Annotated in this window: 23 protein-coding genes and 2 pseudogenes; 17 read left to right on the plus strand and 8 right to left on the minus strand. The window is 68.3% G+C overall.

What is annotated here, in order from left to right; genetic code table 11:
* Positions 1 to 108: 108 nt before the first annotated feature.
* On the minus strand, positions 109 to 753 hold the full coding sequence (locus ACFVYF_RS31375) for a hypothetical protein (protein WP_389460814.1): 645 nt from the start codon (positions 751 to 753) through the stop codon (positions 109 to 111).
* 159 nt (positions 754 to 912) lie between these two features.
* Here ACFVYF_RS31375 and ACFVYF_RS31380 point away from each other — a divergent pair, with 159 nt between their 5' ends.
* Both ACFVYF_RS31380 and ACFVYF_RS31385 read left to right on the plus strand, forming a co-directional pair.
* On the plus strand, positions 913 to 1,812 hold the full coding sequence (locus tag ACFVYF_RS31380) for a Scr1 family TA system antitoxin-like transcriptional regulator (RefSeq protein WP_389460816.1): 900 nt from the start codon (positions 913 to 915) through the stop codon (positions 1,810 to 1,812).
* Entirely contained in the window at positions 1,775 to 1,891 is a 117-nt protein-coding gene (locus tag ACFVYF_RS31385; protein ID WP_389460818.1) for a DUF397 domain-containing protein, read from the plus strand. Before ACFVYF_RS31380 ends, ACFVYF_RS31385 begins: the two co-directional genes overlap by 38 nt.
* Here the strand turns inward: ACFVYF_RS31385 and ACFVYF_RS31390 are convergent, their stop codons facing one another.
* A complete protein-coding gene (locus ACFVYF_RS31390; RefSeq protein WP_389460819.1) occupies positions 1,892 to 2,017 on the minus strand; it encodes a hypothetical protein in 126 nt (41 codons plus the stop codon). It lies immediately after the preceding gene.
* A 47-nt stretch (positions 2,018 to 2,064) separates the two neighbouring features.
* On the opposite strand from ACFVYF_RS31390, the gene ACFVYF_RS31395 reads away from it, so the two are divergent.
* Positions 2,065 to 2,484, plus strand: a complete 420-nt coding sequence (locus ACFVYF_RS31395; RefSeq protein ID WP_389460821.1) for a CoA-binding protein — start codon at positions 2,065 to 2,067, stop codon at positions 2,482 to 2,484.
* A gap of 128 nt (positions 2,485 to 2,612) precedes the next feature.
* Here the strand turns inward: ACFVYF_RS31395 and ACFVYF_RS31400 are convergent, their stop codons facing one another.
* The gene (locus ACFVYF_RS31400; RefSeq protein ID WP_389460823.1) at positions 2,613 to 3,002 is read right to left on the minus strand and encodes a PLD nuclease N-terminal domain-containing protein; all 390 of its coding nucleotides are present in this window, start codon (positions 3,000 to 3,002) and stop codon (positions 2,613 to 2,615) included.
* Positions 3,003 to 3,230: 228 nt separating this feature from the next.
* Between ACFVYF_RS31400 and ACFVYF_RS31405 the strand changes: the two genes are divergently transcribed.
* Positions 3,231 to 4,682 carry a menaquinone biosynthesis decarboxylase gene (locus tag ACFVYF_RS31405; RefSeq protein ID WP_389460824.1) on the plus strand — a complete coding sequence of 484 codons (1,452 nt, stop codon included), beginning with the start codon at positions 3,231 to 3,233 and terminating at the stop codon, positions 4,680 to 4,682.
* A 31-nt stretch (positions 4,683 to 4,713) separates the two neighbouring features.
* The gene (gene mqnP, locus ACFVYF_RS31410; protein ID WP_389460826.1) at positions 4,714 to 5,616 is read left to right on the plus strand and encodes a menaquinone biosynthesis prenyltransferase MqnP; all 903 of its coding nucleotides are present in this window, start codon (positions 4,714 to 4,716) and stop codon (positions 5,614 to 5,616) included.
* Between the two features lie 181 nt (positions 5,617 to 5,797).
* Here mqnP and ACFVYF_RS31415 read toward each other — a convergent pair whose 3' ends face one another.
* Together ACFVYF_RS31415 and ACFVYF_RS31420 are read right to left on the minus strand one after the other, a co-directional pair.
* Complete coding sequence (locus ACFVYF_RS31415) at positions 5,798 to 7,246, minus strand: hypothetical protein (RefSeq protein ID WP_389460827.1); 1,449 nt, start codon at positions 7,244 to 7,246, stop codon at positions 5,798 to 5,800.
* An 83-nt stretch (positions 7,247 to 7,329) separates the two neighbouring features.
* Complete coding sequence (locus ACFVYF_RS31420) at positions 7,330 to 14,010, minus strand: RHS repeat-associated core domain-containing protein (protein WP_389460829.1); 6,681 nt, start codon at positions 14,008 to 14,010, stop codon at positions 7,330 to 7,332.
* A 316-nt stretch (positions 14,011 to 14,326) separates the two neighbouring features.
* On the opposite strand from ACFVYF_RS31420, the pseudogene ACFVYF_RS31425 reads away from it, so the two are divergent.
* The 3 genes and pseudogenes from ACFVYF_RS31425 to ACFVYF_RS31435 all read left to right on the plus strand — a co-directional run.
* Positions 14,327 to 14,573 (plus strand): annotated as a pseudogene (locus ACFVYF_RS31425) (transposase family protein); the annotation flags it as partial.
* Positions 14,574 to 14,655: 82 nt separating this feature from the next.
* Positions 14,656 to 15,315 (plus strand): annotated as a pseudogene (locus tag ACFVYF_RS31430) (ISAzo13 family transposase); the annotation flags it as partial.
* A complete protein-coding gene (locus tag ACFVYF_RS31435) occupies positions 15,292 to 15,435 on the plus strand; it encodes a hypothetical protein (protein ID WP_389460966.1) in 144 nt (47 codons plus the stop codon). The pseudogene ACFVYF_RS31430 and the gene ACFVYF_RS31435, both read left to right, overlap by 24 nt.
* Before the next feature lie 37 nt (positions 15,436 to 15,472).
* On the opposite strand, the gene ACFVYF_RS31440 is transcribed toward ACFVYF_RS31435, so the two are convergent.
* Positions 15,473 to 15,748 carry a GntR family transcriptional regulator gene (locus tag ACFVYF_RS31440; RefSeq protein WP_389460831.1) on the minus strand — a complete coding sequence of 92 codons (276 nt, stop codon included), beginning with the start codon at positions 15,746 to 15,748 and terminating at the stop codon, positions 15,473 to 15,475.
* Positions 15,749 to 15,914: 166 nt separating this feature from the next.
* On the opposite strand from ACFVYF_RS31440, the gene ACFVYF_RS31445 reads away from it, so the two are divergent.
* From ACFVYF_RS31445 to ACFVYF_RS31480, 8 genes are all read left to right on the plus strand, one after another.
* Positions 15,915 to 16,250, plus strand: a complete 336-nt coding sequence (locus ACFVYF_RS31445; protein WP_389460833.1) for a hypothetical protein — start codon at positions 15,915 to 15,917, stop codon at positions 16,248 to 16,250.
* Complete coding sequence (locus ACFVYF_RS31450; protein WP_389460835.1) at positions 16,250 to 16,630, plus strand: hypothetical protein; 381 nt, start codon at positions 16,250 to 16,252, stop codon at positions 16,628 to 16,630. The genes ACFVYF_RS31445 and ACFVYF_RS31450 overlap by 1 nt, the downstream gene beginning before the upstream one ends.
* Before the next feature lie 243 nt (positions 16,631 to 16,873).
* Positions 16,874 to 17,560 (plus strand): UbiX family flavin prenyltransferase, encoded by a 687-nt coding sequence (locus tag ACFVYF_RS31455; protein WP_389460837.1) that lies wholly within the window; start codon positions 16,874 to 16,876, stop codon positions 17,558 to 17,560.
* Positions 17,561 to 17,634: 74 nt separating this feature from the next.
* Positions 17,635 to 18,090 carry an Lrp/AsnC family transcriptional regulator gene (locus ACFVYF_RS31460; RefSeq protein ID WP_383282240.1) on the plus strand — a complete coding sequence of 152 codons (456 nt, stop codon included), beginning with the start codon at positions 17,635 to 17,637 and terminating at the stop codon, positions 18,088 to 18,090.
* A 72-nt stretch (positions 18,091 to 18,162) separates the two neighbouring features.
* Positions 18,163 to 19,326 carry an aminofutalosine synthase MqnE gene (gene mqnE, locus ACFVYF_RS31465; protein ID WP_389460839.1) on the plus strand — a complete coding sequence of 388 codons (1,164 nt, stop codon included), beginning with the start codon at positions 18,163 to 18,165 and terminating at the stop codon, positions 19,324 to 19,326.
* Between the two features lie 7 nt (positions 19,327 to 19,333).
* The gene (locus ACFVYF_RS31470; protein WP_389460841.1) at positions 19,334 to 19,867 is read left to right on the plus strand and encodes a GNAT family N-acetyltransferase; all 534 of its coding nucleotides are present in this window, start codon (positions 19,334 to 19,336) and stop codon (positions 19,865 to 19,867) included.
* An 84-nt stretch (positions 19,868 to 19,951) separates the two neighbouring features.
* On the plus strand, positions 19,952 to 20,290 hold the full coding sequence (locus tag ACFVYF_RS31475) for a DUF4229 domain-containing protein (RefSeq protein WP_389460843.1): 339 nt from the start codon (positions 19,952 to 19,954) through the stop codon (positions 20,288 to 20,290).
* 102 nt (positions 20,291 to 20,392) lie between these two features.
* Entirely contained in the window at positions 20,393 to 21,043 is a 651-nt protein-coding gene (locus ACFVYF_RS31480; RefSeq protein WP_389460845.1) for a TetR/AcrR family transcriptional regulator, read from the plus strand.
* A 51-nt stretch (positions 21,044 to 21,094) separates the two neighbouring features.
* Here the strand turns inward: ACFVYF_RS31480 and ACFVYF_RS31485 are convergent, their stop codons facing one another.
* Together ACFVYF_RS31485 and ACFVYF_RS31490 are read right to left on the minus strand one after the other, a co-directional pair.
* Positions 21,095 to 22,096, minus strand: coding sequence for a MaoC family dehydratase (locus ACFVYF_RS31485; RefSeq protein WP_389460846.1), 1,002 nt, complete (start codon positions 22,094 to 22,096; stop codon positions 21,095 to 21,097).
* A gap of 207 nt (positions 22,097 to 22,303) precedes the next feature.
* Complete coding sequence (locus ACFVYF_RS31490) at positions 22,304 to 23,650, minus strand: 3-oxoacyl-ACP reductase (protein ID WP_389460848.1); 1,347 nt, start codon at positions 23,648 to 23,650, stop codon at positions 22,304 to 22,306.
* An 85-nt stretch (positions 23,651 to 23,735) separates the two neighbouring features.
* On the opposite strand from ACFVYF_RS31490, the gene ACFVYF_RS31495 reads away from it, so the two are divergent.
* On the plus strand, positions 23,736 to 25,055 hold the full coding sequence (locus ACFVYF_RS31495; protein WP_389460850.1) for an acetyl-CoA C-acetyltransferase: 1,320 nt from the start codon (positions 23,736 to 23,738) through the stop codon (positions 25,053 to 25,055).
* The last annotated feature ends 8 nt before the right edge of the window (positions 25,056 to 25,063 follow it).

Here is a 25,063-nt window from a genome sequence, read left to right on the forward strand (position 1 = left end):
TCACGTCCCCGGCTACGACGTCAGGTCGCCCACCCGCAGCAGCAGCTTGCCCGTGCTGGTGCGGGCGCCCATCAGGCGGTGGGCTCGTCCTGCGCGGGATCCGGGCGCTCAACAGCCGTCCGCCGGCTCCATGACCGCGTAGTCCGCGAAGTTGCGGCGGTAGCGGGTGTGCCGGGTTTCCTGGGTGTGTCTGCGCTGCCACTCCTCGACCTCCGCCGGGCCGTGGCAGGGGCCGGACGCGGCATCGCAGTCGGCCTCGTCGCCCGAGACGCACCGTGCCTCGTACTCGGGTTCCGCCGTCGTGTCCTGAACGATCGAGTAGGGCACGTAGCGGAAGAGCCGACGGCGGCTGCTGCCCGGCATGTTGTGGCCTGTCCGCAGATGCCGGCGCAGCAGCACGTTGGCGTCGGTCTCCTCGGTTCCGTCGCACCGGGCGCGGGCTTCGTCACGCCGTACGGCGAGGTCCTCGCACGTCGCGCAACCGGCGAGGGGCTCGGGCGGGCGGCTCACGTCGTCGCCCTGGGGCGGGGTCACGCCAACTGCCTGCCCGGAACGGCTGTTGGCGGCCCGCACTCCCGCGCTGAGCCGTTCCTCCGCTGTGGCCGGGCGGATCAGCGCCGGGTCGGCCTGCCACTCCCGGCCGCCGCCGACGGGGCGCAGCATCGCGTACGGGCCTGCCGCGTCCCGGAACTCGCCGACCTTGTCCGTCCGCGGGTCGTAGACCAACGTCCCCTTCTCCCACTGCTCCGCCATGCTCACTCCGTACGTTCGCCATCACTCTGGGTGTATCGAGCGTGGCTCAGGGGAACGGTCGGTATCAATGGCGGACGCGTGACAGTGGCCCACTGTCACGGAGGGGGTGCGGTGAGCCGACGTAATGCCGACGGGGGAGCGGCCGTCACGACTGCGGCCGTGTTCGGGGAGGTGCTGAAGCACTACCGCGAGGCGGAGGGCCTGACGCAGGAGGACCTCGCTCGCCGGATCCCCTGCGACCGCTCTCAGGTGGCCCGCGTGGAGGCGGGCGCGCGGGTCCCCCAGGACACCTTCGCGAAGACCTGCGACGAACTACTCGATACCGGTGGGGTGTTGCTGCGGCTGTGGAGCCGGATCGACTGGTATCCGCAGGTGGAGCATCCGGACTGGTTCCGGCGGCGGGCCGAGATGGATGCGGTGGCGGTGGCTCTGCGGGCGTATCAAGAGCGCGTTGTCCCAGGGCTGTTGCAGACCGAGGACTACGTGCGGGCGCTGTTCAGCCGTCGTCTCACGAACTCCGAAGAGGTGGAGGAGCGGGTCCGGGCCCGACTGAGTCGGCAACAGCGCTTCCTTGACGCCGACGGCCCGTTCTACGCCGTCGTGCTGGACGAGAGCTGTCTGCGCAACGTGGTGGGGAACCCGGCCATCATGCGTGAGCAGTGTGCGCACCTGCTGCGGGTCGGCCGGCACGCGAACATCCACATCCAGGTCGCCCCGGCCGACCTCCCCGAAGTCGTCCGTCCGAACGCCTCCATGTCGTTGATCAGGCTGCCCGACGGGCATGAGTGGGTCTACTCGGAGTCCCTGGACCGGGGCTATTTCAACGACGATCCGGCCGTCTACGGGCGCCACAGCCAGACCTATGATGTGCTCAGGGCGGACGCTCCGTCAGCCCGCGAATCCGCCGCTCTGATCAGCGACGTGATGGAGGGGTACGGGCATCATGGACAGGCACGAGCTGAGCGCGGCGACCTGGATCAAGAGCAGCTACAGCGGCGACAACGGCGGCGACTGCATCGAAGTGGCCCCCGGTTTCCCCGCCGTCGTCCCCGTCCGTGACAGCAAGAACCCGCACGGCCCGGTACTGGTCATCGACCGCGCGGCCTGGGCGGCGTTCGTGTCGGCCGTACGGCGGTAGTCAGCCTGCCTCCGGCTTCCGGGCCAGGATGAACGCCTGAGCTGTCTTCTCCGGCGCCTCAGCCTCGCGCACCAGCCAGGCGAGGGCTCCGGCCAGGGAGTCGTCCTTGATGCTGTCCAGGGCCATCTGACAGCGCCGTCGCCATATTGGATTCTGTATGCCATCCTGTGGCGATGACCTATGGCGACGACGCGACAATCGACGACATCCTCACCGGCGCCGGGGACATCTGGGCCGTGGTCGGACTGTCCAGCAACCCCGAAAGGGCCGCCTACCGTGTGGCCGAGAAGCTGCAGCGCATCGGCAAGAAGGTGGTGCCCGTGCACCCCAAGGCCGAGACGGTGCACGGCGAGCAGGGCTACGCCTCGCTCGCGGAGATCCCCTTCCCGGTGGACGTGGTGAACGTGTTCGTCAACTCCGCCCTGGCCGGCGACATCGCCGACCAGGCGGTGACGCTCGGCGCCAAAGCGGTCTGGTTCCAGCTGGGCGTCATAGACGTGGCCGCCTACGACAGGACCCGCGAGGCCGGCCTGCGGATGGTGATGGACCGCTCCGCGGGACGGGAGATCACCCGGCTGGGACTACTGGGCTGAGCCATCGGCGGATCGGTCCACGGCCTCCGCGGATCGGTCCACGGCCTCGCGGATCGGCCCACGGCCTCGAGGATCGGTCCACGGCCTCCGCGGATCGGTCCACGGCCTCGCTGAAGGGCATATCGGGCTCAGGCCTCGTCCTCGCGCTCGCGCCGCTTCAGCTCCTCCTCGCGGCGCCGCAGATCGGCCTCCCAGTCCTTCAGGAGCGCCTCGTCCTTCTTCCTGTTCTCCGCCTTGAGCGAGTTCAGGAACTCGGGGTTGTCGTCGGGCGCGAGCTGCTGGGTGCGGTGGTTGCGGTGCCACTCGGAGGGCGTGGCGCCGCCCCCGGCCGAGTGGCGGACCTTGCCGGCCACCAGCCAGGCGACCGGACCGACCAGTACCTCGCCGAAGAGCAGGATGATGATTACCCACACGACCTTCGGCAGGCCCCGGACCTCTTCCTCCGGGGTGTTCAGGCAGTCGATGAACGCGTAGATCCACAACGCCAGGACCAGCAGAAACGGCAGATACCTGAGCATGGCCGAACGATCCCCCAGTGAACGACGGCGGGGCGACGTGGGACCCCGGTGACGCGCACAGGGTAGCGGGTGCTGAATCCAGCCCCTCCGGCGTTCGAGGAGCGGGGGTCCGGGGGCCGGCCCCCGGGACGGGACGGGTAGGGGCGGCGGGGGCGAGAACCCCGCACGGGCCCCCGCCCGGGTGGGGCGCGCGCAGGCGGCGGGGCGGGCTCGGCGATACTGGGTCGCATGGCTTACGACGATCTTCGCTCCCTGCTCCGGGCGCTGGAGCGCGAGGGCGACCTCAAGCGCATCAAGGCCGAGGTCGACCCCTATCTGGAGGTGGGGGAGATCGTCGACCGGGTGCAGAAGGCCCAGGGCCCCGCGCTCCTCTTCGAGAACGTGCGCGGCTCCGCGATGCCCCTCGCGATGAACGTCTTCGGCACCGACCGCCGCCTCCTCAAGGCCCTCGGCCTCAAGTCCTACGGCGACATCTCCGAGAAGATCGGCGGCCTGCTCAGGCCCGAGCTGCCGCAGGGCTTCGTGGGCGTGCGCGAGGCCTTCGGCAAGCTCGGCGCGATGACCCACGTACCGCCGAAGAAGGTGAAGGACGCCCCGGTCCAGGAGGTCGTGCTGCGCGGCGAGGACGTCGACCTCGACCAGCTGCCCGCGCTGTTCACCTGGCCGCAGGACGGCGGTTCCTTCTTCAACCTGGGACTGACCCACACCAAGGACCCGGAGAGCGGCATCCGCAATCTCGGGCTCTACCGGCTCCAGCGCCACGACAAGCGCACCATCGGCATGCACTGGCAGATCCACAAGGACAGCCGCAACCACTACCAGGTCGCGGCGCGCAGGGGCGAGCGGCTGCCGGTCGCCATCGCCTTCGGCTGCCCGCCCGCCGTGACGTACGCCGCGACCGCTCCGCTGCCCGGTGACATCGACGAGTACCTCTTCGCCGGGTTCATCCAGGGCAAGCGGATCGAGATGGTCGACTGCAAGACGGTGCCGCTGCAGGTGCCGGCGAACGCCGAGGTCGTCATCGAAGGCTGGCTGGAACCGGGCGAGATGCTCCCCGAGGGGCCGTTCGGCGACCACACCGGTTTCTACACCCCGCAGGAGCCGTTCCCGGCGCTGACGATCGACTGCGTCACCCTGCGCAAGCGGCCGCTGCTCCAGTCCATCGTCGTCGGCCGGCCGCCGACGGAGGACGGGCCGCTGGGCCGGGCCACGGAGCGTTTCTTCCTCCCGCTCCTCAAGATCATCGTCCCGGACATCGTGGACTACCACCTCCCCGAGGCGGGCGGCTTCCACAACTGCGCGATCGTCTCGATCGACAAGAAGTACCCCAAGCACGCCCAGAAGGTGATGCACGCCGTCTGGGGGGCACACATGATGTCCCTGACGAAACTGATCGTGGTCGTCGACGCCGACTGCGACGTCCACGATCTGCACGAAGTCGCGTGGCGCGCGCTCGGCAACACGGACTACGCCCGTGACCTCTCCGTCGTCGAAGGCCCGGTCGACCATCTCGACCATGCGTCCTACCAGCAGTTCTGGGGCGGCAAGGCCGGCATCGACGCCACGAAGAAGTGGCCCGAGGAGGGCTACACCCGGGACGGCGGCTGGCCCGAGATGGTGCTGTCCGACCCGGAGACGGCGGCGAAGGTCGACCGCCGCTGGAAGGAGTACGGGCTGTGAGGTCCCTGAACAGCATGAGGGAGTACGCACGGTGAGTTCAGCTTCAGCGGCACTCCCGCAGCCGGGCCGCACCAAGGCGTTCCTGCGCCTCGTCATGATCGAGCACTCGGTGTTCGCGCTGCCCTTCGCCTACATCGCCGCGCTGACCGCGATGTTCGACTGGGACGAGAACATCCACTGGGGCCGGCTGCTGCTGGTCACGGTCGCGATGGTGGGCCTGCGCACCTTCGCGATGGCCGCCAACCGGATCATCGACCGCGAGATCGACGCCCGCAACCCCCGCACCGCCCACCGCGAACTGGTCACCGGCGCCGTGTCGGTCAAGCACGCCTGGACCGGCGCGCTGGTCGCCCTGGTCTTCTTCCTGGGCGCCGCGGCCCTGCTCAACCCGCTGTGCCTGGCGCTCGCGCCGATCGCGGTCATCCCGATGGTCGTCTATCCCTACGGCAAGCGGTTCACGAACTTCCCGCAGGCCATCCTGGGTCTCGCCCAGGCGATGGGCCCGATCGGCGGCTGGCTGGCGATCTCCGGCGAGTGGTCCTGGAACGCGGTGATCCTCGGTCTCGCCGTCGGCATCTGGATCGGCGGCTTCGACCTGATCTACGCCTGCCAGGACGTCGAGACGGACCGCGAGATCGGCGTCCTGTCCGTGCCGGCCCGCTTCGGCATCCCGGCCGCGATCTGGGGCGCCCGCGCCTGCCACGCCGTCACCACCGCGCTGTTCGTCTGGTACGGCGTGGTCACCGGCGCCGGCGCCTTCTTCTGGCTCGGTCTGCTGATCGTGGCGGGCGCGTTCCTCTACGAGCACTCCCTCGTGCGCCCGCACGACCTGTCCCGCCTCAACCGCGCGTTCTTCCAGGTCAACGGTTTCATCGGCATCGCGCTCTTCCTCTGCGCGCTGCTTGATCTGCTGGTGCGCGGGTTGTCGGTGTGAGCAACGGTGCGTAGCCAGCGTGACCACGTAAAGGACGCCCGACCCCTGTGGGCACGCGACAGCGCAGGTCAGCCCCATTCGTGAACGCCCCTACGAAGCTACGCAGCACCCCATAGACAACCGCATCGTCCCGGATGAGAGGCCGCGCTGACGGCCGACTCTGTCCACCATCACGGGGTGATCAAGCACCTTTTCCTGTGAGCTTGTGCACGGCCTCGGTCGCAGTTGGGCCGCCCTCGGTGTGGTGCGCTGCGGCTTGCAACGCTTCGACCGCGGCTGCGCGATCAGCCTCTGTATCGATGGCGACCAGGGCCAGGACGCCGGGCACCAGGAGGGGGAATCGGGGCAGAGCAGTCAGCAACTCGGGGAGCGCGGAGCGTGCAGAAGGTCCCCAGTGTCCAAGGAGTCCCAGGAGGTGTCCGGCCTCCTCCTCGCTCACATCCACCTCGACAAGGCGTGCCCGGATCGCATTGAGGAGTGTCGGGTCGCAGGCCATGGGACGGACATAGCGGATCCGGCCGCCGGCTTCGGACATGGATGTGGCCGCCAGGGCACGGGGCCGTTGCGGAAGGTACCGGGCGAGCAGAGACGGTGCCTGGGGAGCGTCCGTGCTGATCAAAAGTGCCAGCGCGCGATCCGCGGCTACGGGGTCTTCCTGGGACGCGAAGTCCACCAGGGTCTGGTCAACGGCGCTGTCGTGCTTCCTCCATCGGGTCACAAGGCCTACCACCGCAGTCTCGGGGTCGTCCACGAGAGGGAGCATTGCAGGCAACAAACGGACGCGAACCTCCGGATGCTGGTCTCCGATCAGTCGAGCGCCCCAAAGGCCTTCTTTTCGAGCATCCGCGTGCCTCGGGCCGGTGAGGTTCAGTGCGGCGTTGGCTAGATCGATGGCGTTGTTCAGTTCGCGGCGCGCGAGGAGACGTTCGATGATTTCGGGAAACGGGTCGTAGAGCCACGGGGTCCGGCCGATACGGTCACTCGCCGGCAAAAGGGATACTGCTGCCGTGGCCGACTGCCGAGTCCACGCGAGCCCAGCATCCAGGCCGGCAATGAGAGCCGCGATCCGAACTTGGTCGTGCTGGTCCGCACGGAGAGCCTCAGTTACGAGGGGTCGAGTCGCCATCGGATCCAGCAGCACGCAACCGAACAACAAGTCAGCGCGCACTGCTGGTTCACGTTCCACCGCCCAGCGAGTGGCCATCGCCTCCCAGGACGCCTCCGGCTTGCGGCAGTGAGCCACCGCCCAGACGGCAGGCTGCCGCACTTCGACGTCACTGTGTTCCAACAGGGGCAAGAGCAGAGGGAGTTGCTCGGCGACCGCGTCGCGTGCAGCCCCGGGAGGAATGTCAACCTCGTTCTCTATCGCAGCGATGCGCCCAAGCAGGTACAGCAACCCGGAAGTCCGGAAACCGGCTGCAGCCAGCCGAGCAATGAACGGAACTACTTGCACCGTAGCCGCAGTAGCAGCCTCTTGATCCAGTAGCAGTCCATAGAGCTCTTCGACGGCCTCGTCAGATCGATCAGCGTCCGCAGATGACAATGCGTGCAGCACTGCGGGAATTTCGACACAGCCGTACCGCCCCCACGGAACGCGGTCAAGCCCTTCCAGTTCCCGAACCAGGTTCATTGCCCCAGGGTACCATAAACGGAGTTCTCCCTTAACTTTCCATTCACGGCGAGCGAGGCCCGATGAGTAGACTCTCGAGACCTTTACTGTTCCTCCTCGGATCTCCCCTCCTCCATTCCGAAACTTCCGAAAAATGTTCCAGCTCTCATTACCTGTTGAAAGACTCGTCGAGTGCCAAGTTGATCGTTGAGTCGATCCTTCATGGCCTTGTCATAAATCTGCCCTTCGATAAGTCCGTTCGTACCTTTTGGAATGCGCGTCCCACTGAATTCAGTTAGGTCTTCACTGCATGCATCCGAACAGATCGTGTTAGGTGACAATGCTGTTGACACCTCACCCAGTTGGCCCCCAAGGAACTGTTCCTGCATCTCCGGACTCTTACGTAGGGACGCTCCGGCACCTTCCGAGTGCCCCTGACCTTTTCGCCCGGCAGTCGCTCTCACCTGAAATACAGGGATTCCCGCTTTGCCGAGCACCTCCAATGCTCCCTCAGGCATCTTCCCTTTGCTCAGCAGGACGATGACTCGCTGCACAGTCGCGCCATCCTCCCCTGTCACTTCAACGCGGGAAACGATGGCATTGAATCGCGCATACTGAGAATCCCAGCCAGTTCCGCCCTTCTCGTATTCGCTGTTGATTACCTGAAGGGCTGTTTCGAACTGGGTGGAGGCGCGGAGGTCACGCAGATCCTTCGGAAGATCCGGGAGCTTCGCGGGGTCATTGATGACCTTGAGGCCGTCCGGATTTCCTGTTTTGTTGCTCGGGGTCCCGGATGGCTTGTTGGGAATTCCATCTCCGTTTGGGTCGCTCTTCGGGCACGGAGTGTCCGAACCGTTCCCGCCACATGCGAGATGCAGACCCGACGGGTCACTGTAGGAGATGGGGTTGTTGTCGCTGTAGCTGTAGGAGGACAGGTTCTGCGGGCTGTAAGGGGTGTTGATGGGATCGGGGCTGAGGAAGCGGCCGAGGACAGGGTCGTAGGCGCGGGCTCCCAGGAGGGAGAGGCCGGTGCTTGTGTCCTCGCTTTTGCCGAGGAAGCCCCGATCGGTCCCCGTGGGCAGGGTGCCGCTGCGTTCGTCGCCGAAGGGGGTGTAGCGGCGTCGGGTTGAGGCGCCGGAGGCGGCGTCGACCGCGAGCTGAGTGGAGGCCTGGGTGTCCCCCATCAGGTAGGTGACCTTGCCGTTGCTGGAGGTGTTGCCGTCGGTGGTGCGCATGGCGACTGTTGTTGCGCCGACTGTGTAGTAACGCGTCCCGGTGATGTTGGTGCCGTCAGTTGTGTGCAGTTCGGTGCCGCCGAGGTAGGCGACAGTCTCGTGTGGAGTGGTACGGACCAGAAGACTGCCGTCGCCGTCGTAGGCGTAGCGGGTCAGGTCGCTGCCGCTGGTCTTGGTGGATTTGACGGTGGCGAGTTGTCCGAGCTTGGTCCAGGTGTAGTCGGTCGTCGTACCGGCCTCGACGCGTTGCTTCATGCTCCCGTCGGAGTAGTACGTGTACGTGCCAGCAGTGGTAGTGGTGCCTGCGCTGATCTTGTTGACCTTGCGGACTCCGTGTGGTTGATCAGCGTTGGCTGCGGTCCAGGTGCCGGAGTCGTCGTAGCCGGGGTAGAGATAGTCGCGGGTGACGGTGTTGTTGGCTGAATCGGTGTCGCTGACCGACTGGAGGTTGCCGAGACGGTCGTAGGTGTAAGCGGTCTGATACGGGGTGGTGCCCCTGAAGTCCGAGGTGGTCTTCGTCGTGTCGGCGCAGATGCCGGCGGTGGTGTGCGTGTAGGCGAGCGTTAGGCGGGATTGGTCGTCGTACTGAAAGCACTGGGACTGAGCGGTCTGGCCGCTGGCCTGTTCGCGCAGTTCGGTGAGCTTGCCAGTGAGGTCATAGGTGTAGCTGTCCTTCTGTGCCTCACTGACTAGGTCGTGGATGCTGGTGGTCGTGGCGATGGACTTCAGCCAGCGGGTGCCGTTGTTGTCGTCGTAGGTGTACTGACGCTTGGCCTGAATGCCATTGCCGCCGGATGCCGCTCCGTAATCACGCTCGCCCAGTCGGCCGTAGGCGTCGTAGGCGGTCTTGTCGACGTAGACAGTGCTGCCCAGGCTGCTGGTGAGCCGGCTGGGGTGGCCGTATTCGTCGTATGCGGTGGTCACCGTCTCCGCGTCGAGGTGGCCCGCCTGAGGGTAGGTGACGGAGGTGACGTGGTCGGCTGCGTCATAGGTGAGGGACGTGGTGTAGTCGCCGGCGAGGCCGTTGACGGTAGCCGGAAGGGTGATCGTGGTGTTCAAGGCCCGGCCCCGGGCATCGAACCTACCGACCTTGGTCGTGAAGGCGTTGCCGCTCGCGTCGCGATTTACTACCGAGGTGATGCGCCCCTTGCTGCCGGGGATTGCAGGGTCGTCCCAGACCCAGGCAGTCAGCTCGTCTGCGCCGCTGCGGACGGACGTCTTGCGGCCTAGATTGTCGTAGTTGTAGGTACGGGCGGTCTGTATTCCGTTGACCGTGAGGGTGGTCTGGCTGACCTGCCCGTTCTCGTCGTACGCGGTACTGGAGAATCCAGCGTCCGGGTCATCCACGCTCGTGCGCTGTCCGGCCCAGTTATAGGTGTAGAGAGTGGTATTGCCGCGTGGGTCGGAGATCTGGGCAAGTTCGCCCGTGCCGGTGTATTCGTATCCGGTGCTGTAGGCCGAGCTCTTGGTGTGCTCGACGGTCTTGGATACCTGCCCGTACACGTCGGTGTAGGTGTCGGTGGCTGTGCTGCCGAGCGGTGTCATGCTCGTGTAGTCACCTAGGTATGCGGTGTCGACGCGGCCTGCGAGCTGGGCTGTGCCGTTGACCTGGATCTGTGACGAGACAGTGCGGCCGGCCCAGTCCAGGACCAGGTCGTTGTAGGAGGGCAGGTCCGACGGCTCCGGGCTGGAGGGGCCACCGGAGCCGGCAGTTCCTTGATTGCGGAAGACTGCTGAAGTCCCAGTGAGTTGGCCGGCTGAGTCATATCTGGAGACCGCGACCTGTCGAAAAGGAACGATCTGACTGGTCCCTGCATCCAGGCCGGACGGCAGTGGGACCTGGGTTTCCCGGTCCCGGCCCAGGCCGTCGGTGTAGGAATGGGAGTTGATGTATGTCGTCCCCGACTGCAGAACGTGTGTGGCCACGTGCGGGTAGCCGTCGACCGAATCCGGCACACCGGCGCTGTTGGTGGAAGTGGGGACGGTGTAGCTGACCTTCACAGACGGAGAGTTGCCGGACTCAGTGGGCTTCCACACCTCGATGGGGCGCCCGGCTGAGTCGAGTGTCACCGTAGTGATATTGCCGTTGGGATCTCTGCTGGTGGTCGTCGTGCCCCAATATCGCGAAACCCATTGGGTGGAGGTCAGTGGGCCACGCGCAGTCGCGCTTCCGTCCGGATCCGGGCCGGTGGAGGTAATACCGTTCAGCGGCCAGGTGTTCGTCGGGCTGTATGCAATAGTGCTGCGATTGTGTTTGCCGTCTTCATTCCACAAGATGCGGCCAGCCTTGTCGTAGCCGCTCCATATGGAGCGATACGCGCCTGCCTTGGTGTAGGTGCGCTGCTCGGTGGGATTACCGTCGACTGGATGGTTGTTGGCCACGCTGTCCGAGCCGTCATACAAGGTAGAGGTGTAGGTGTCCTGGTTGCTGTCGGCGATGCTGGAACAGCCGACCTTGTAGTGCTTGAGCTGGTCCTGCAGGACGGTCCAGCGCTGGGCGCCTGTCGAGTCGTAGTTGTCGGTGTTGTAGGCGCGGCCGTACGTGGTGCAGCGGTTGTCGGAGACGTTGCTCTCGCCCCAGTCGTCGGTGCGCATGGGCAGGCCGAAGGTAGTGGTGGCTTCTTCGGTGTCGTCATAATCGTTTTCCACGACGTGTTCGCGCCAGCCGCTGCTGATCTTGGTGCTCGTGACGGTTTTAGACTCGCGGACGAAGCGGGCGTCGGGCAGGCCGTCGTACTGGGCGGTGTTGTGGTCCCAGTAGGAGTGGTAGGTGCGCTCGTGGGAGACGTTTTTATCGTCTCGCAATGAGGTCGACAGGGTGCGGCCGGCGAGCCAGGCGTGGTCGGTGTAGTTGTTGCCGTCACCGTCGTCGACAGTGACTGTCTTGGTTGCCGACGCATCGGTCTTGGATGTGCGGTCGCCGGACAGACCCCGGTACAGCCAGTACTTGTTCGTCTTTTGTCCGGTGCCCGCGCCGGTGGTGATCTGGACTTCCTGGTATCCGCGCCAGTCGGACCAGGACTCGTCCTCGTCCTTGGTCAGCGGGTCATTCGTGAACCGCCAGCCCGCTCCGTCCTCGTACGTGTACGAGGTGGTCATCACGGGCGCACCGTCCTGGTTGGTGGTGACCGTGGGGTCGACCTTCACCTGGGTGACGAGGAATTTCTTGAACCAGCCGGTCTTGGCGTCGGCGGCCCCCTCCGGCGTCCACTTCTGCCAGTAGCAGTCCTGGGTGTTCGAGGACTGGGAGGGCAGGTTGTCGATGTCGCAGGCGTTGGCGAAGCCGTAGGAGACCGTGGTGGTGGCTCCCAGGTCGCCGTGGATCTCCTGGATGCGGGGGAAGTTGAGTTCTGCGGAGCCGACCTTGTTGTCCAGGTCGATGCGGTTGAAGTTGATGACCGGGAGGACGATGTCGTCTGCGGCGCCAGCGCCGCCGTAGGCCTTGCGCTGGACGTAGTCCAGCCACAGCGTCTTGCCGATGGTGCCGTCCGGGTTGGGCATGCCGTACTTGTTCTGGTACTGCTCGACCAGGTCCCAGCCGGTTCCGTCCTGGTCGCTGACGTAGGTCTTGATGTCCCACAGCATGTCGGTGGAGAAAAACGTGGGGTAGTACGTCTTGCCCGCGCAGTTGTAGTCCGCCGACGTGCCGTCACACATCAGGTCGACGGGCACGTCCGGGTATGAGGTCGGCTTGTCCTTGAAGGTGGGGCAGGCGGCGGGCTCGTCGCGTAGGGGGTCGTTCTCCTGGACGCGTTGGATGCACCGGTTGACGTGGCTGAGTTCGACCTTGGCCGGGAGTTTGCCGTCGGGGATCTGCGAGGACCAGCCGTACTGGATTTCCTTCACATAACCGGAGGAGACGTACTCGCGGGCTTTGTCCTTGTTGGCGACCGAGCGGTAGTGGTTGTACTCCTTGTCGTAGAAGTACATGGTCTCGACCTCGTTGGCGTCCACCGCCCGGTCGAGGTTCCACCGCCAGGCCTGGGTGCACGGCTCGGGGAACTGATCATGGCACGGCTCGCCCGCGTCGTTGCCGACCACCGGCTCGGCGAACACGGATGCGGTGGCGGTGCCGGTGCGCTCGGAACGGCCCCAGCCGAAGTAGTAGCGCTGCCCGTCCTGGGTGGAGATCACCCAGTACTCGCCGTTGCGGCCCGCGCCATAGCCGTTGAACAGGCGCTGCACCCGCCAGCCCGGGTCGTCCTTGAGGTGGTAGGAGCCGGTGCCGGTATTGTCCTGGATCAGTTCCGAGGTGGTGCCGTTGAGGCTGATGACGTACTCCGCGCCGTCGGGCTCCTTGGCCGAGTTCGGCGAGTCCCAGCACATGTCGCCGATCGTCGGCAGCCCGTCCTGCGTGCAGTTGCGGTAGCGGCGCTCAATGAACCCGACATTCAAGTCCCAGCCCATGCCCGCCCACGAGGCCTGGTTGTTGGAGGCGGAGGTACGGCCGTCGACCGACTGCGAGTTGTAGCTCATGGACAGTGACGGCGCCACCCCCATCGGCGGCTTGGGCAGCTGGATCGGCAGGTTGTAGTTGAACGCACCAGACCCGGTGGACACATCCCACGAACCGGCCGGCGACAGCGTCGAGGCCCGGTAGTCACCCTGGTCGGAGGACGAACCGGTGGTCACGGCATACACGCTTACGCCACTGGTTCCCGCTTCACGCATCAATTGAGTCGAGACACCCGCAGAATCCGTGTCGGCGGCCGCGGTCACAGTTGCGGTCAGCGTGGCGGAAGTGGTGTCGTTGTCGACCGGCACGAACTCGCGGTCCGCGCAGCCCTCCGCCTCCGGCGTCTGCAGGGCACATACAGGCAACTTCACAAGCCGCAACCGGGAGGCGAAATCGGCGCCGTAGGCGTACTTGAAGCCCGAGTAGTCGATGCCGACCTGCACTTGCCCGGAAACATCCACCCCATCAGTGCGGGTGACCTGCAGGCCCAGACCGACACCGCCGACCGGAGCCACGTCCTTGCGGTCCAGCACCTGCACGTCGACCTCGTCCGGCGACGACGGATCCGAAGCAGGCTCGGACGACGCCGGGGCCGAAGGCTCAGCTGACGAGCTCCCACCTGGATCAGGGCTCGATGAACTCCTCGCCTCAGGGCTCGCTGAAGCTCCGGCAGTCGGCGAGGGATCGTCCTTCGCCAGCCGCTCAGCCGCCAGTTGAGCCGTGGTGTCTTCGGTATCGGTATTCGGTGCCGGAGCCACCTCGACGACCTCACCGACCTGCGTGTCGCCCTCACCCGCAGACGCCGAGGCAGAGGGCGATGCGGTGACCGTGCCTGGCTCGCCCGGGCCCGCCTGCGACAGATCCACCGTCGCCTCGGCGGCGCCCGGCCAACTCGGCGAGGGCAGCGGCTTGCCCACCTCTTCAGCCTGCTGCTCGGGAACCGACCCCAATGATTGCGACGGCACGACCGGCGTCGGATCATCAGCAGCCGCGGACGCCTGCTGCGGCGACACCACGGACATCGTCGACAGCAAACCCGCCAGCACCGCGCTCGCAACGCCGACCGAAACAAAGCGCGCACGCCGAACAGCCACGCGAACTCCCACCCCAGGCCCCCGCACCACGTACAGGCAGCAGCTAAATGAACCAAACCGTCAAATCCGGGCAGAACGAAGCCGCGCTCCCCAGCGCGGCACACGCATGACCTCACGCCAAATTTGATCAGCGAACCGGGACAGTAGCCGCTGTGAAAGATGTGTGAACAGACCGTATGAAGAAAGGTTCCTGCGCAGGCGGGTGAGTTACCTCACTCGCCCCGTAGCCGGTCGCCCACCACTCAGCCCCAGGGGCAGCAGAGCGGGACTCTTATCCCGCGCAGGACGGCCAGGGCGGCGGCCCACGGGCTGGGACACTCGCGAGGGTGGCCGCCGCTGCAAGCTCCCACCGCACCAGCGTGCCCCGGTGTACCTGCGCCGGCAGGACATCCTTGCCCAGCTCGCTGCCGGGTTCGGCATCTCCGTCGGCACCGCCCACGCCTACACGACAGCCGTCGATCTGCTTGCCGACCGCGCCCGTGGTCTGCTGCGTGCCATGCGCGAGGCCAAACCCGGAGTGCGTCCTGCTCGACGGCGCCCTGGCGGAGGCCGTCTTCCTTGGCGCGTTCTGGCAGAGGTGCCGAGTCCACTGAAGCCGTCAAGGAACAACCCGGTTCTTCCATAGGGCAAGCCCGTTGCTCTGGTATGAGCTTCGCCGACGACGTTCTGGACCAGCTCGCGGTGCGGTTCCAGGTCGTGTTGCCGCACCTGAACGAGCGTCAGCGGCGTCTGATGCTGGGGCAGGAGGCGCGACGGCTCGGACACGGTGGGTACGAGCCGTGGCGCGGGTTGGCCGGGGTGAGCCAGACCGCGGTCCGCAACGGGGAGTTCGAGCTGGAGGCCGGTGAGGATCCGTTGCAGGACGGGTGCGTTCGGCGTCCCGCGGGTGGCCGCAAGCCCGCCGAGGAACAAGATCCGTCTCTGATTCCTGCGTTGCTGAAGCTGGTGGAGCCGGACGAGCGGGGTGATCCCATGTCGCCGCTACGCTGGACGACCAAGAGCCTGCGCAAACTCGCCGCGGAGCTGACCGGGCAAGGGCACCGGTCCCCGCTCCGACCGTCGGCCGGCTGCTGCTGAGCAGGGCTTCAGTCTGCAGGCCAGCGCCAAGACGTTGGAGGGTAAGCAGCACCCTGACCGGGACGCGCCGTTCCGTTACATCAACGGACAGGTCAAGAGCATCAGTCCGGCGGGCAGCCGGTAATCGGCATCAATGCCAAGAAGAAGGAGCAGCTTGGTGAGCTGCCGAACCCCGGACGGCAACGGCGCCCCGCCGACGATCCGGTGCAGGCGGAGGACCACAGCTTCTACCTCATCGGCCGGGGACGACTTGGAGAGGTCACCTCGCTGAAGCGCATCGTGACGGTCAGCCTGGAGAGGACGAGGATCGTGGACGGTCTGCCGTTGCTGGAGATCGTCGGCGATTGAGCGGACGCGGATGGCGCCCTTGCGCGTGCGGGGGCCGTCAGTCGGCGCTTTCGTCCTCTAGCCGTTCGGCGCGGACGAAGGTGCCCTTGATGGGGACCGTGATGACGAGACCCTGATCGCGGAGGTCGCGGACGGCCCGGCGGATGGTGTTGACGGCTACGCCGTACTGGTCGGCGAGGTCACGTTCAGCCGGAAGTCTGGCTCCTGCGGGCAGGCGTCCCGAGCGGATCTGCTCGGCGACGTGGTGCACAACCTGGAGATACACGTAGACGTGGCTTTTCGGGTCGGGTCTCCACTCGCGGTCATCAGCCATATATGCACGCTAAGGCGCCCTATAGCGACTCACCACATGTGGCAACAACCGGATGCTTCCTATTGCTACCTAACGCTTCCTAAGGCAAGGTAGCCTCTTGAAACCACAGACCCCGGCGGCCTGGCAGGGCCCCGGGGCACGGCCAACGCTGCTTAGGAGCGTCGACATGCGCAACCTTATCCGCCGTACCGTCCACCGACTGAGCCTTCTGCTCGCCCCCGGCACCGGGACCCATCGCGCGGGCCCGCGACGGCCGGCCCTCTCCCGGCGCGCGGCCGTACGGCACCGGCCGGCACCACCCTGCCTCCCCCTCCACCGCTCCTCCTACGGCCTCGACCTCCCGCTCGACGGCGCCGCGAGCCGTCTCGTCCGCCCGTACCTCACCGCCCTCGATCAGGAACGCGCCCGTCAACAGCGCCGCCGTACCGCCCTGGTGCTCGCCGCCGACTTCGGTATCGACCTCGACCTGCATCTGATCGGTGCGGAGAAGGCGGCCGCCTGATGGAGCACCTGGAACCGGCACGGGAGCAGACGATGCTGCGCCTCCTGCCCTGGCTGTCCCCGGACGGGAAGCCGTGCCATCTGTCGACCGGCAGCGCGGGCGGGTACCTCTCGCGCCTCGCCGACGCGACCGAGGCCCGGCAACTGGCAGCGGGCGGGGAGGCGCTCGGGCACGCCCGGCAGGTGCTGGAGGACCTCATGTCCCCGTACGCCGAAGTGCGGTATGCCGCGATCCGGCTCGCGGAGTGCCTCGGCGATGCTCTGCGCGTCGCCGAGTCCCGGGGCCTGCGCATCCCGGCACCGGACACCGAGGACGCCGAGGACGCCGAAGCGACCGACGCCGACGGCGCGGAACCGGACGTGCCGAGGACGCGCCGCTGAGCCCGCGCGCCTCGACGTCAACGGCTGCACCGGGGTCGCCTGTTCGTGTGTGCGTTGCTTGATCTGCTGGTTCGGGGTCTGACCGTCTGAATAGCGGCTACCTGGAGCGGGACACCTTCCGGTACGGGGGTGAGGTTGCCGTGGAGACCAAGATCGGGTCTCTCGTCATCGACACCGCCGTCCTTCCGGTGGACCCGAACTCCTGACGCACCGCCCCTGGGTCCCCGCCGGTAGGCTCAAGGTGTGAACGCAGGAGAAACACAGCGTCGGCCTTGGATCGTGGGGGTCTCCGGCGCGTCCGGAACCCCGTATGCGGCGGCCGTTCTGCGTGCCCTCCTGGCGGCCGGCGAGAGCGTCGACCTGGTGGTCTCCCGTGCCTCCCGGCTGACCCTGCTCGACGAGACGGGCCTCGCCTTCCGGGACGCGCACTGGCAGTCCGACCTGCGGGAGTGGCTGGCCCGGGGTGCCGACGGCAAGCCCGGCACCTTCGAGGCGTTCACGGGACGTATCGACGCCGTACGGCACTGGAGCGCGGGGGATCTGGCGGCCGGACCGTCCTCCGGCTCGTACCCCTCGAAGGGGATGATCATCGTGCCCGCCTCGACGGCTTGCGTCGCCGGAGTCGCCCTCGGGCTCTCCAAGGACCTGCTCCAGCGGGCGGCGAGCGTGACCCTCAAGGAGGGACGCAAGCTGGTCGTCGCCGTCCGCGAGACCCCGCTGAACGGGCAGACGCTGAAGCATCTCGTCACGCTGGACGAAGCGGGCGCGGTCGTGCTCCCCGCCTCACCGGCGTTCTACGCGGGCGCCACGCACATTCAGGACCTGGTGGACTTCGTCGCCGGGCGGGTCCTCGACGCGGCGGGCGTCGAGCACCGGCTCTACCGCCGCTGGGAGGGCGAACTCGGCGGCGGTTCCCGCGGCACCACCTGAGCACAGCACGTAGGCCATTACTTTCAGGACTTTCAGTACCTTCAGGATTTCTTCAGCGGAAGGCTATCGATCGCATGGACGCGGTGGACAGGCAGCTCATCCAGGCTCTGAGAGAGAACGGCCGGGCCTCCTACGCGGAGCTGGGACGCCTCGTCGGCCTGTCGGGACCCAGTGTCACCGACCGCATCAACCGGCTGGAGGCCGCCGGGGTCATCACCGGCTACCGCGCGACGGTCGACTCCGCCTCGCTCGGTCTCGGCGTCACCGCCCTGATCGGCATCTCGCTCTCCGACGCCGCCGACCACGAGGACGTGGCCCACCGGCTGAAGGACCTCAGCGAGATCGAGGACTGCTGGTTCATCGCCGGCGACGACTCGTTCATGCTCAAGGTGCGCTCGGGCAACGTGGACGAGCTGGAGAAGACGATCCGGCGGCTGTCCGGGACCAAGGGGGTCTCCCGGACCCGTACGACCATCGTGCTCTCCACCAAGTGGGAGAACCGGGTGGGAGAGCTGCCCGAGGAGGAGTAGCCGCCTGCTTGGGGAAGGCCGCGCGGCTAGGCGTACGGTTGTCAGGGTTCGTCCACAGGGAGAGGTACACGCATGGATGTCGGGCTCAAGCGCGAGCTGGAGGACAAGGTCCGGGCCGGTGAGCGGCTGACCCGCGAGGACGGCATCGCGCTCTACGAGTCGGACGATCTGGCCTGGCTCGGCGGTCTCGCCCACGAGGTGCGGACGAGGAAGAACGGCGACGTCGTCCACTTCAACGTCAACCGCCACCTCAACATGACGAACGTGTGCACCGCGTCGTGCGCGTACTGCTCGTTCCAGCGCAAGCCGGGCGAGAAGGACGCGTACACGATGCGCATCGAGGAGGCCGTCCGCCTCGCCAAGTCGATGGAGGGCGAGAACCTCACCGAGCTGCACATCGTCAACGGCCTGCACCCGAACCTGCCGTGGCGCTACTACCCCCGCTCGCTCAGCGAGCTGAAGAAGGCCCTCCCGGACGTCTCGCTGAAGGCGTTCACGGCGACCGAGATCCACCACTTCGAGACGATCTCGGGGCTCAGCGCCTCCGAGATCCTCGACGAGCTGATCGACGCCGGTCTGGAGTCCCTCACCGGCGGCGGCGCGGAGATCTTCGACTGGGAGGTCCGCCAGCACATCGTCGACCACCGCACCCACTGGGAGGACTGGTCGCGCATCCACCGCCTCGCGCACGAGAAGGGTCTCAAGACCCCGTGCACGATGCTGTACGGCCACATCGAGGAGCCGCGCCACCGTGTGGACCACGTGCTGCGGCTGCGTGAACTCCAGGACGAGACCGGCGGCTTCCAGGTCTTCATCCCGCTGCGCTACCAGCACGACTTCGTGGACGTGAAGGACGGCAAGGTCCGCAACCGCCTCCAGGCGCGTACGACGATGGCGACAGGTGCCGAGGCCCTCAAGACCTTCGCGGTCTCGCGCCTCCTCTTCGACAACGTGCCGCACGTCAAGGTCTTCTGGGTCATGCACGGCGTCCAGACCGCCCAGCTCGCCCTCCAGCACGGCGCCGACGACATGGACGGCTCGGTCGTCGAGTACAAGATCACGCACGACGCGGACAACTACGGCACCCCGAACAAGCTGACCCGCGAGGACCTCCTCGACCTGATCCGCGACGCCGGCTTCCGCCCGGTCGAGCGGAACACGCGCTACGAGATCATCCGCGAGTACGACGGTCCCGACCCGGCGCGGCGGGAGTCGCCGCAGCCGATGCGCGTCTGACCGCACGATGGCCCTGCACTTCCGACTGGACCCGCCCGTCGGTCCGGAGCTCCGTGACGGCGTGCTCGCGCTGTGGACGGACGTCTCGAACGCGGGCGGCTCCGTGGGCTTCGTACCGCCGGTCGGGGTCGAGGACATCCGGCCCGAGTGGGTCAAGCACCTCGCGGCGATGACCGAGCGGCGCACGCGCCTCCTCGTCGGCCTCGACGAGGCGGGCGCCGTCGCCGCCACCGCGTTCCTCAGCCTCAACACGCACCGGCTGATGCGGCACTGGCTGTGGCTGTACACGGTGATGGTGCATCCGCGGCACCAGGGCAAGGGGTACGGGCGTGATCTGCTGGCCGCCGCCGAGCAGGCCGCCGCTTCCCTCGACGGGATCGAGGCGATCCGGCTCACCTGCCGCGGCGGGGAGGGCCTGGAGCGCTTCTACGCCTCCTGCGGCTACAAGGAGGTCGGCCGGGTGCCCGGCGCGATCCGGGTCGCGCCCGGCGACGACCGCGACGACGTCACGATGCTGCTGCCGCTCGGACTCCGCGACTGAGGCCCCCCTGCAAGATCGCCCTTCCGGCGTGCTTCACTGGACGGTGCCCTTTGGGAACGGTTCGGACGGGAAGAGTGGATTGAGATGCTCCGCTACACACTGATGCGCCTTGGGATCCTCGCAGGCTGCTTCGTGGTCGTCTGGGGTCTCGTCTACTCCGGAGTCGCCCCCCGCGGCCTCGGCGACTCCAACTACATGTGGATCGTCCTGCTCTCCCTGGTGATCTCCGCGCCGATCAGCTTCGTCGTGCTGCGCAAGGAGCGCGACCGTGCCTCGGCCCAGGTCGTCGCCCGGGTCGACCGCGCCAAGGCGAACCTGGAGGCGAACCGCAGCCAGGAGGACGCCGTGGACGACAGCGCCCGGCCGCAGCCGCAGCCCCAGTCGCAGCCGCACGGCCAGGCCACTTCGGGCCAGGCCTCGTAACGGTCGCCTCCGGCTCGCCGTTCGGCGCGAGAGGCGGTGTCCGGCGCGTTCGCGGATACGGACGAGTCCGCCGGCCCGAAGCTCAGGCCTACGCTTGACCGTATGGGTGCTGTGAAGAACAAGCGGATGCCGCGTGCGGTGCGGGAGCAGCAGATGCTCGACGCCGCCGTACGGACCTTCGGGCAGCGGGGGTACCGGGCCGCGTCGATGGACGAGATCGCCGATCTGGCGGGCGTCTCCAAGCCGTTGGTCTATCTGTACCTGAACTCGAAGGAAGACCTCTTCACCGCCTGCATTCGCCGCGAGGCGGCCGCATTGACCGCGGCCGTGCGCGCGGGCGTCCAGCCGGCCCTGCCCGCCGACCGCCAACTCTGGGAAGGCCTGCGGGCGTTCTTCACGCACACCGCGCACCACCAGGACGGCTGGTCCGTGCTGCACCGTCAGGCCCGTACGCACGGGGAGCCGTTCGCGGCCGAGGTCACCGCCATGCGGGAGGAACTCGTCGCGTTCGTCACGCAGTTGATCGTGACCGCCGCGCGCGAGGCGCACCGCGACCCGTCGTTGCCCGAGCGTGAGGTCGCCGGGCTCGCCGAGGCCCTGGTCGGTGCCGCCGAGTCCCTCGCGGAGTGGGCCAACGTCACCCCCGGCGTCTCCGCCAAGCAGGCCGCGGCGACCCTGATGAACTTCGCCTGGGCGGGCCTGGGCCAGCTCATGGAGGGCCGCGCCTGGTCTCCGTCGCAGCAGGACCGATAGCCGCCCTGCTGGTCGCCGTCGGGCCCGGCCGTCCCGGTGCCGGAGCGCTGTTCACCCCACCTCACCGGGGAGCGACCGCACCTCCCCGGTGAGGTGCAGGCGCTGCCCGCCGCGGAGTTCGAAGGCCGGGCCCTTCGCGGCGTACGTGACCGTGCTCGGGAGGAGAACCGGCGCCTTGAACTCGGCGCGGACGTGTACGGGGCCGTCGGCGGGGTGTTCCGCGAGGCAGCGGGCGACGGTCCACATGCCGTGGGCGATGGCCCGCGGAAAGCCGAAGAGGCGGGCGGTGAGGGGGTGGAGATGGATGGGGTTGCGGTCCCCCGACACCACGGCGTAGCGCCGTCCGACGTCCTTGCCGAGCCGCCAGGTGGCGATCGCGGGTGCGGGTTCATGCGGTGGCGATGTGGTGATCGCGGGTGAGGGTTCTTGCGGTGGCGATGGGGCGATCGCGGGTGCGGGTTCACGCGGACGCGATGGGGTGATCGCACGCGCCGGTTCACGCGCCTGCGTGTCCCGCTCGGGCCGGGGAGCCTCCGTCGTCCGATGCCGGGCCAGATACGTGCTCCGCGACTCCCATACGACCCGGTCACCGGCGCTCATCTCGGTGACGACGACGGCCTCCGTCCCCCGTCTGTGCGGGGTCAACTCCGCGACGTGGACGGCGAGTTCGTACTCCCCGGTCGCCGCCAGGCCGCGGTGCCGGGTGATCTCGACCGAGGTGTGGACCAGGCCCAGCAGCGGCAGGGGGAACGTTCTGGCCGCCATCAGCCGCATCGCCAGCGGGAACCCGAGGACGTGCGGATACGTGACCGGCAGCGCGTCCGCGCCGGTGGCGAACCCGCACACCCGCTCATACGCCGCCAGCCGCGCGAGATCGATCCGAACCCCGCCCAGCACCAGCCTCGTCCGCGGCACGTCCGCATCCCCGCCGGGGCGGGGGCGCTTGAACGGCGAAAGCAGGGCTCCTCCCAGAAGAACCGGCGCAAGAGCGGGCGGGGCGACGAACGTGCGAGTGTCCATGGGGTCTCCTGGTGGGTTGGGGTCAACGGTCATAGCTGCGGGCATGCGTGCCGCTGGGGGCGATGGGGGTCCCCCCCGGTCGAGCGGAGGTAGGGGACCGGGCCCACCCCGGCGCCGGCACCCGCGCCGGGTGCCCATGCAGGTAGGGGACCGGGCCCACCCGGGCGCCGGCACCAGCGAAGGGTGCCCACGCAGGTACGGGACCGGACCCGCCCCGCCGCGATGCCGGGCGCCCAAGCCCTACGCTCCGAGGAGACTCTGCCCGCACACCCGTACGACCTGCCCGTTGACGCCCCCGGAGGCGGGGTGGGCGAACCAGGCAGTCGTCTCGGCGACATCGACCGGCAGCCCCCCTTGCCCGAGGGAGTTCATCCGCCGCCCGGCCTCACGGATGAGCAGCGGCACCGCCGCGGTCATCCTGGTCTCGATGAAACCGGGGGCCACCGCGTTGACGGTGACCCCGTGCTCGGCGAGCGCCCGCGGCGCCAGCGACCGGACGAGTCCTACGATGCCCGCCTTGGCGGCGGCGTAGTTCGTCTGCCCGGCGTTGCCCGCGATCCCGGCGATGGACGCGGTGGCGACGACCCGCCCGCCGGCGCGCAGCGCACCGGCGGACAGCAGCGCGTCCGTCGTACGGAGCACACTCGCGAGGTTCACCTCAAGTACCGGACTCCACCGCTCCGCGGGCATGTTGGCGAGCCGCCGGTCCCGGGTGATCCCGGCGTTGTGGACCAGGACGTCCAGCCCGTCCGGCACCGCGGCGGCGATCCGCTCACCCGCGTCCCCGGCCGTGATGTCCAGCGCGAGCGGCAGCGCGACGTCCGCGCCCCCGAGCCGTTCCGCCACCCGCGCGAGGTCGTCCGCCGCCGCCGGCACGTCGAGGCACACCACCCGCGCCCCGTCCCGGACCAGCGTCTCGGCGACCGCCTCGCCGATTCCGCGCGCGGCGCCGGTGACCAGCGCGGTGCGCCCCGCGAGCGGTCGCGCCCAGTCCGCCGGCGCGGTCACCTCGCAGGCACCGACCTCGATCACCTGCCCGCTGACGTACGCGGACTTGGGAGAGAGCAGGAAGCGCAGCGTCGACTCGGCCGCGGCGGGAGCCGTCCCGGCACCGGCGTCGGTGAGCCGTACCAGCGTGACCGTGCGCCCCCGCCCGATCTCCTTGCCCAGCGAGCGGACGAACCCCTCCAACGCCTGCTGGGCCGCGGCCCGGTGGTGGTCGGCGGGGTCGGGCGGCGTACCGAGCACCACGATCCGCCCGCTCCCGGCGACCGAGCGCACCACGGGATGCAGCGCCGCGTGCACCTCGGCCAGCCCCTCGACGCCGGCGACACCGGTGGCATCCAGTACGAGGGCGGCGGGCCGGTCGGCGCCGGTGGCAGCCGTGCGTACCTCCAGGCCCGTACGCGCGAGTACTTTCTCCAGGTCGAGCCCCGACGCACCGGCCGTCAGATGCAGCAACGGCCCTTCCAGCACGGGCCGTTCGGCCGACCAGCGGCGCAGGGCCGTCGGCTGCGGCAACCCGAGCCGACGGGTCAGAAAGCGGCCGGGCGCGGTGCCGGCGAAGCCCAGATAGCGGTCGGCCATTGTCCAACTCCCAGCTCGGACGTAAATTTACTCCAGAGTAAGGTTACCGGCGGTAATGCTACGGCAGGGTCAGGAGCAGGTCGAGATGAGCACCCACAGTCCAGCCGGGGCGCAGGCCGCGGCACGCCTCGCACCGGCGCAGGTGCGCCCGGTCGCGGTGGTCGGCGGTACCCGTGTCCCGTTCGCCCGTTCCGACGGCCCGTACGCGACCGCCTCCAACCAGGAGATGCTGACCGCCGCGGTCGACGGCCTGGCCGAGCGGTTCGGCCTCGACGAGCCGGAAGCGGTCGGCGAGCTGGTCGCCGGGGCCGTCCTCAAGCACGCCCGCGACTTCAACCTCGCCCGCGAGACCGTCCTCGGCTCGCGCCTCGACGCCCGCACCCCGGCGTACGACATCCAGCAGGCCTGCGGCACCGGACTGCAAGCGGTGATCGCCGCCGCCAACAAGATCGCCCTCGGTCAGACCGGGTCCGCGGTCGCGGGCGGCGCCGACACGGCCAGCGACGCACCCCTCGGCGTCAACGACGAACTGCGCCGCATCCTCCTGGAGGTGCGCCGCGCGAAGTCGGCGGGAGCGCGGCTGCGGGCGCTGGCCCGTATCCGCCCCGCCCACCTCGTCCCCGACATCCCGCGCAACGCCGAGCCGCGCACCGGCCTGTCGATGGGCGAGCACGCCGCCGTCACCGCACGCGCGTGGGGCGTGACCCGCGAGGCCCAGGACGACCTCGCGGCGACGAGTCACCAGCGGCTGGCGGCGGCGTACGAACGTGGCTTCTTCCAGGACCTGGTGGTGCCCTTCCGCGGCCTGGACCGCGACCAGAACCTGCGCCCGGGCTCGACCGCCGCCCAACTCGCCGCCCTGAAGCCGGTGTTCGGCATCGACGGCCCCAACCCGACCATGACAGCCGGGAATTCGACGCCGCTCACGGACGGCGCGGCGGTCGTGCTGCTGGCGAGCGACGAGTGGGCCGCGGCCCGGGGCCTGACACCGCAGGCGTATCTGACCGCGTACGAGACCGCCGCCGTCGACTTCGTCGAGGGCGATGTGGCGGGCGGTGCGGACGGCCTGCTGATGGCGCCCGCGCACGCCGTGCCGCGCATGCTGGAACGGACCGGACTCGGCATCGAGGACTTCGACTTCGTCGAGATCCACGAGGCGTTCGCCTCCCAGGTCCTCGCCACCCTCGCGGCCTGGGAGAAGCGCGGCCTCGCCCCGGTGGACCGCGCCCGCCTCAACGTCGCCGGCTCCTCCCTGGCCACCGGCCACCCCTTCGCCGCCACCGGCGCCCGCGTCGTCGCCACCCTCGCCCAGCTCCTGGCCGAGCGGAACACCCCAGGCCGGGGCCTGATCTCCATCTGCGCGGCGGGCGGCCAGGGCGTGACGGCCGTACTGGAGCGCTTCTAGCCCGTCCG

It is taken from the genome of Streptomyces sp. NPDC058274, assembly GCF_042881375.1.
In the GTDB taxonomy this organism is placed as follows: Bacteria; Actinomycetota; Actinomycetes; order Streptomycetales; family Streptomycetaceae; genus Streptomyces.

Bases quoted from the DNA above. Each gene is read 5' to 3' on its own strand.
- ACFVYF_RS31375 (WP_389460814.1), bottom strand. From the start codon at position 753: ATGGCGGAGCAGTGGGAGAAGGGGACGTTGGTCTACGACCCGCGGACG.
- ACFVYF_RS31390 (WP_389460819.1), bottom strand. From the start codon at position 2,017: ATGGCCCTGGACAGCATCAAGGACGACTCCCTGGCCGGAGCCCTCGCC.
- ACFVYF_RS31395 (WP_389460821.1), top strand. From the start codon at position 2,065: ATGACCTATGGCGACGACGCGACAATCGACGACATCCTCACCGGCGCC.
- ACFVYF_RS31400 (WP_389460823.1), bottom strand. From the start codon at position 3,002: ATGCTCAGGTATCTGCCGTTTCTGCTGGTCCTGGCGTTGTGGATCTAC.
- ACFVYF_RS31405 (WP_389460824.1), top strand. From the start codon at position 3,231: ATGGCTTACGACGATCTTCGCTCCCTGCTCCGGGCGCTGGAGCGCGAG.
- ACFVYF_RS31415 (WP_389460827.1), bottom strand. From the start codon at position 7,246: ATGAACCTGGTTCGGGAACTGGAAGGGCTTGACCGCGTTCCGTGGGGG.
- ACFVYF_RS31440 (WP_389460831.1), bottom strand. From the start codon at position 15,748: ATGGCTGATGACCGCGAGTGGAGACCCGACCCGAAAAGCCACGTCTAC.
- ACFVYF_RS31445 (WP_389460833.1), top strand. From the start codon at position 15,915: ATGCGCAACCTTATCCGCCGTACCGTCCACCGACTGAGCCTTCTGCTC.
- ACFVYF_RS31450 (WP_389460835.1), top strand. From the start codon at position 16,250: ATGGAGCACCTGGAACCGGCACGGGAGCAGACGATGCTGCGCCTCCTG.
- ACFVYF_RS31460 (WP_383282240.1), top strand. From the start codon at position 17,635: ATGGACGCGGTGGACAGGCAGCTCATCCAGGCTCTGAGAGAGAACGGC.
- mqnE (WP_389460839.1), top strand. From the start codon at position 18,163: ATGGATGTCGGGCTCAAGCGCGAGCTGGAGGACAAGGTCCGGGCCGGT.
- ACFVYF_RS31470 (WP_389460841.1), top strand. From the start codon at position 19,334: ATGGCCCTGCACTTCCGACTGGACCCGCCCGTCGGTCCGGAGCTCCGT.
- ACFVYF_RS31475 (WP_389460843.1), top strand. From the start codon at position 19,952: ATGCTCCGCTACACACTGATGCGCCTTGGGATCCTCGCAGGCTGCTTC.
- ACFVYF_RS31480 (WP_389460845.1), top strand. From the start codon at position 20,393: ATGGGTGCTGTGAAGAACAAGCGGATGCCGCGTGCGGTGCGGGAGCAG.
- ACFVYF_RS31485 (WP_389460846.1), bottom strand. From the start codon at position 22,096: ATGACCGTTGACCCCAACCCACCAGGAGACCCCATGGACACTCGCACG.
- ACFVYF_RS31490 (WP_389460848.1), bottom strand. From the start codon at position 23,650: ATGGCCGACCGCTATCTGGGCTTCGCCGGCACCGCGCCCGGCCGCTTT.
- ACFVYF_RS31495 (WP_389460850.1), top strand. From the start codon at position 23,736: ATGAGCACCCACAGTCCAGCCGGGGCGCAGGCCGCGGCACGCCTCGCA.